Annotated in this window: 1 protein-coding gene and 1 pseudogene; one reads left to right on the top strand and one right to left on the bottom strand. The window is 68.7% G+C overall.

Features of this window, described 5'->3' with window-relative positions:
* Window positions 1-42 precede the first annotated feature (42 nt).
* Entirely contained in the window at window positions 43-582 is a 540-nt protein-coding gene (locus C1I97_RS36775; RefSeq protein ID WP_111007222.1) for a hypothetical protein, read from the top strand.
* Between the two features lie 28 nt (window positions 583-610).
* On the opposite strand, the pseudogene C1I97_RS36770 reads toward C1I97_RS36775, so the two are convergent.
* Window positions 611-1,175: pseudogene (locus C1I97_RS36770) on the bottom strand (UvrD-helicase domain-containing protein); the annotation flags it as partial.
* Window positions 1,176-1,679 lie beyond the last annotated feature (504 nt).

Below are 1,679 nucleotides of genomic sequence, written 5' to 3'. Positions count from 1 at the left end.
GGATCTTCCGGAACGGCACACCGGTACCGAAGGAGACGCGACATGGGGCTGTACTTCCGGCACAACGAGGACGGCACGACCACCGGTCGGAACGAGGAGTCGGGATTCGCCGTGACTCTCGCCGACGAGGAAGAGGTCAAGCGGCGGCTGTACGAGGACGCCGGTTGGGAGTACACGCCTCCACCGCCTCCCGTTCCACCGGGTTTTCACAGGTTCTCCCTGGTGGACGACGCGTTCGACGCCGGCGGATTCGGGGACGAGCGGTACGCGGGTCTGCGGGAGGACCCGCCCGCGGGATGCGTTCCGGCTGACTGGGGGCGCTTCGCCCTTGAGTGCGAGCGCCCCGGAAAGTCGCTTCTGGACGCCGTCACCGGCACCGTCGCCGAGATCCGCCGTGAGCACGGGCTGGTGATGAACAGCCTCGGCATCGAGAAACCCCAGGAGTGGTTCGGTGGCGAGAAGAACGGCTACGCGGCGCAGATCGTGGCGCACCTGCTGCTGATGGCCGCTCACCGAGCCTCGCTGCTGGGGTACGGGCGCAAGGATCTGGTCCGGCTGCTCGACGCGGCGGGCGCCGAGTAGCCGGGGCAGGCGCAATCGGGCAGGTGGGCAGCCGGGTACGGGTAGGCCGCTTGCTCGTCTTGTACGTGGTCAGCAGGACGGGCTTGTTGCGGCCGGTAGTGCTCCATCGGGTGCTTGACCCGGTGCAGTGCCACGATTGTCGTGCCGGTGCCCGGTCCGCCGCCCACCCGTGCCGGACCGCTGTAGTCCCGTGTGACCAGCTTGGCCTGGGTGGGGTGCAGGAACACCTTCCAGCGTCCGAAGTCCTCGCCCTCCAAGACCTCGCGCAGAGCGTCGTCGGTCCTGGTGACGATGGTGGCGGGACATTCGACGGCAGCCCGGAAGCCCTCGGGGTCCACGGGTTCGGGCGCCGCGACTGGAGCGGTGACCTGCTCCAGGGCGTCGTCGTACCCCTTGCCGTCGTACAGCGCCGACAACACTTCGCCGGTGAGCTGCGGAGCGTACTCGACGAGTCCGAGGAGCTGGTCCTCGGTGGTCGGCGCGGCGACGACCGGAATCAGGGACGGCGCCACACCCAGGTCGGTGAGCTGCTCCTCCGACCGCTTCGCGAACAGCGGCTCGGGAGCGGCCGGCTCGGAGGGAGGGGCGGGCTTCACGAGAGCCTTTCGGGCAAGTCGGTTACCGGGACCGCCGGGTGCGCAGTACTGTGACAGCCGGCACCAGCACCGTGACGATCGGCGTCCGAAATAACTCCCACCTCGGACATCGGCACCCACCTGGTCGAAACCCGGACCCCCGGCTGCGCGGTACGGATGATGAGCTTCTCTCCACTCCCTCGGCCCCGCAACTCGCGAGCCGCCAGGCTGATCCGGAGCAGGACTTCACCCGCCTGATCGAGGTCTCCGGCGGCGCCGCAGAGGTGACCATGCGCGGCCCTGAGGGCATCGGCCCCGGATCCAGGGGGCCGACGTGCTGAAGGCTCACGGTCTGGACCCGGCCGAGTGGCATATCACCGGTTTCCGCTCCTCGGACACGGCAGTTGTAAGTCGTGATCGTCGAGGTGTCCGCGCAGGTCAGGGAGGTAGCCGCGGGTGCGGGAACGGCCACCGTGATCATGAGCGTTTGTGACGACGTTCAACGATCAGGTGGCCGCGGAG

This window comes from Streptomyces sp. NTH33 (genome assembly GCF_003236365.1).
Taxonomy (GTDB): domain Bacteria; phylum Actinomycetota; class Actinomycetes; order Streptomycetales; family Streptomycetaceae; genus Streptomyces.
Note: the sequence above shows the minus strand (reverse complement) of the source record. Positions and strands in the feature narration are given on the sequence as shown.

Bases quoted from the DNA above. Each gene is read 5' to 3' on its own strand.
- C1I97_RS36775 (WP_111007222.1), top strand. From the start codon at position 43: ATGGGGCTGTACTTCCGGCACAACGAGGACGGCACGACCACCGGTCGG.